Genomic DNA, 2,841 nt, shown 5'->3' with positions numbered 1-2,841 from the left:
ACCCTGGGCTCGGTGTCCTCGGCCGAGGTCCACTTCATGGAGATGAGCGCTGACGAAATCGAAACCTACATCGCCACCGGCGAGCCGCTCCAGTGCGCCGGCTCCTTCACGATCGACGGCTACGGCGGGGCGTTCATCCGCAAGGTCGACGGCGATCCCCACACCGTCGTCGGGCTCTCCATCTCCACCCTGCGTGCCCTGCTCGGCCAGGCGAATGTGGGCATCACCGAGCTCTGGACCGGCGGGGCTGTGGACCCGGCGGACGTCCGCGCCGAGTAACGACGGAATGCGTGGCGGAGTGAGCCAATTCGCCGCCCTTTGTGGCAACCCTACAAAGGAAGGGCCGTATACGCGCGGAATCCGCAAGTAATATCGGCGGAACCCTCAAAACCGCGCTAGGCTCCCTGAAGGAAAGAAGGAGACGCCTTGTCAGCAAATTCGGAGCAGTCCGCACCCACCGTGCCGGGATCAACGCAGTCATCTACAGCCGCGGGCATCCGCCGGCTGACCAAGGTGCTGATCGCCAACCGCGGAGAAATTGCGGTGCGCATCATCCGCGCCGCCCGCGATGAAGGCATCGCCTCGGTGGCTGTCTACGCGGACCCCGATCGCGACGCGCTGCACGCCCGGCTCGCGGACGAGGCCTACGCGCTCGGTGGCAACACCGCCGCGGAGTCCTACTTGGTGATGGACAAGATCATCGACGTCGCCCGCCAGTCCGGCGCGGACGCCATCCACCCCGGGTACGGGTTCCTGGCCGAGAACGCCGAGTTCGCCGCCAAGGTGATCGATGCCGGCATTACGTGGATCGGCCCCTCCCCCGAAGCGATCTCTGCCCTGGGCGACAAGGTCCAGGCCCGCCACATTGCCGAGAAGGTTGGCGCCCCGCAGGTCCCCGGCACCGCCGACCCGGTCGAATCCGCCGAGGAAATCCTCGACTTCGTGGACAAGTTCGGCCTGCCCGTCGCCATCAAGGCGGCCTTCGGCGGCGGCGGACGCGGCATCAAGGTGGCCCGCACCCGCGAAGAAATCCCCGAACTCTTCGAATCCGCCGTGCGAGAGGCCACCGCCGCCTTCGGCCGCGGCGAGTGCTTCATTGAGCGCTTCCTGGACGCCCCGCGCCACGTCGAGACCCAGTGCCTGGCCGACGCCCACGGCAACGTCGTGGTGGTCTCCACCCGCGATTGCTCGCTCCAGCGCCGGAACCAGAAACTCGTCGAGGAAGCCCCGGCCCCGTTCCTCACCGAGGAACAGAACCGCCGGCTCTACGAATCCTCCAAGGCCATCCTCAAGGAGGCGGGCTACCTCGGCGCAGGCACCTGCGAATTCCTCGTCGGCCAGGACGGCACCATCTCCTTCCTCGAGGTCAACACCCGCCTTCAGGTGGAGCACTGCGTCTCCGAGGAAGTCACCGGGATCGACCTCGTCCGCGAACAGTTCCGGCTGGCCCGCGGCGAGGAGCTCGGCTACGGCGACCCGGAAGTCCGCGGCCACTCGATCGAATTCCGCATCACCGGCGAGGACCCGGGCCGGAACTTCATGCCCGCCCCCGGCACCATCACGGTACTGAAAAACCCCACCGGTCCCGGTATCCGCGTCGATTCCGGCGTGGAGCAGGGCGATGTCATCAGCGGCAACTTCGACTCCATGCTCTCGAAGCTGATCGTCACCGGCGCCACCCGCGCCCAGGCCCTGCAGCGCTCCCGGCGGGCACTGGAGGAAATGGTGGTGGAGGGCATCCCCACCGTCATCCCGTTCGACCTCGCGGTGGTTTCCAATCCCGATTTCGCACCGGCCGAAGGCCCCTTCAAGGTCCACACCCGCTGGATCGAGACGGCCTTCGTCAATGACATTCCGGCCTGGACCCCGACCGGCACCGAGGCTGAAGCGGCCGACGCCGGTGACCGCCAGCGCGTCGTCGTCGAGGTCGGCGGCAAGCGCCTGGAAGTCGTGCTGCCGGCGTCGCTGGGCTCAGTCGGCAACGCCGCAGGCGCAAAGCCGGCCAAGGCCAAGAAGCGCTCCCGGGGTGGCGGCGCACCCGCGGCCGCGAGCGGCAACGCCCTGACCTCCCCCATGCAGGGGACCATCGTGAAGGTGGCCGTCGCCGAGGGTGACACGGTCGCCGAGGGCGATCTCGTCGTCGTGCTCGAGGCGATGAAGATGGAACAGCCGCCCACCGCCCACCGCGCCGGCATCGTCATCGGCCTCGCCGCAGCGGCCGGCGAGACCGTGTCCGCCGGCGCCATCATCGCCATGATCGAGGACGGCGCCGCAGAGTAAGCGGCACACGGTACGGCGACGGCGGACGGCCGGCGCCGCTGCCGGTTGCGGGCGCGCCTCTGGCGCGTCCGCAACCGGCCAGTAGAGACTTGGAGTGTGAAGCCATTCCTGCTCCTCGCCTCGCGCGCGGAGGACACCGCCGCCGAGGACGAATACCGCGCCTACCTTCGCTACTGCGGCCTCCGGCCCGAGCAGCTCCACCGCATCCGGATGGAAGCCGCCCCGCTGCCAACGCTTGAGTTGTCCGACTATTCGGGCGTCATTGTGGGCGGCAGTCCCTTTACGTCCAGCGACCCGGCCGAGCACAAGAGCGCCACCCAGCACCGGGTGGAGCGCGAACTCGCCGGGCTGCTGGACAGGATCGTGGCCGAGGACTTCCCGTTCCTCGGCGCCTGCTACGGCGTCGGCACCCTCGGACTGCACCAGGGCGCCGTGATCGACCGGACGTACGGTGAAGGGCTCGGCGGCGTCACCATCAAACTGACGGCGGAGGGGCTGCAGGATCCCCTCCTGCGCGGGCTGCCGGAGAGCTTTACGGCGTTCACCGGCCACAAGGAAGCC

At 68.6% G+C, this 2,841-nt stretch carries 2 protein-coding genes and 1 pseudogene; all 3 read left to right on the top strand.

The genetic code is table 11. The features are described from left to right. On the top strand, window positions 1-279 hold a 279-nt coding region (locus LQV45_RS23940; protein WP_230009121.1), incomplete at its 5' end, for a Maf family protein. Window positions 280-426: 147 nt separating this feature from the next. After that, a complete protein-coding gene (locus LQV45_RS23935) occupies window positions 427-2,280 on the top strand; it encodes a biotin carboxylase N-terminal domain-containing protein (RefSeq protein ID WP_374208281.1) in 1,854 nt (617 codons plus the stop codon). A gap of 96 nt (window positions 2,281-2,376) precedes the next feature. Next, window positions 2,377-2,841: pseudogene (locus LQV45_RS23930) on the top strand (glutamine amidotransferase); the annotation flags it as partial.

The sequence above is a fragment of the Microbacterium sp. Bi128 genome (genome assembly GCF_918698205.1).
Note: the sequence above shows the minus strand (reverse complement) of the source record. Positions and strands in the feature narration are given on the sequence as shown.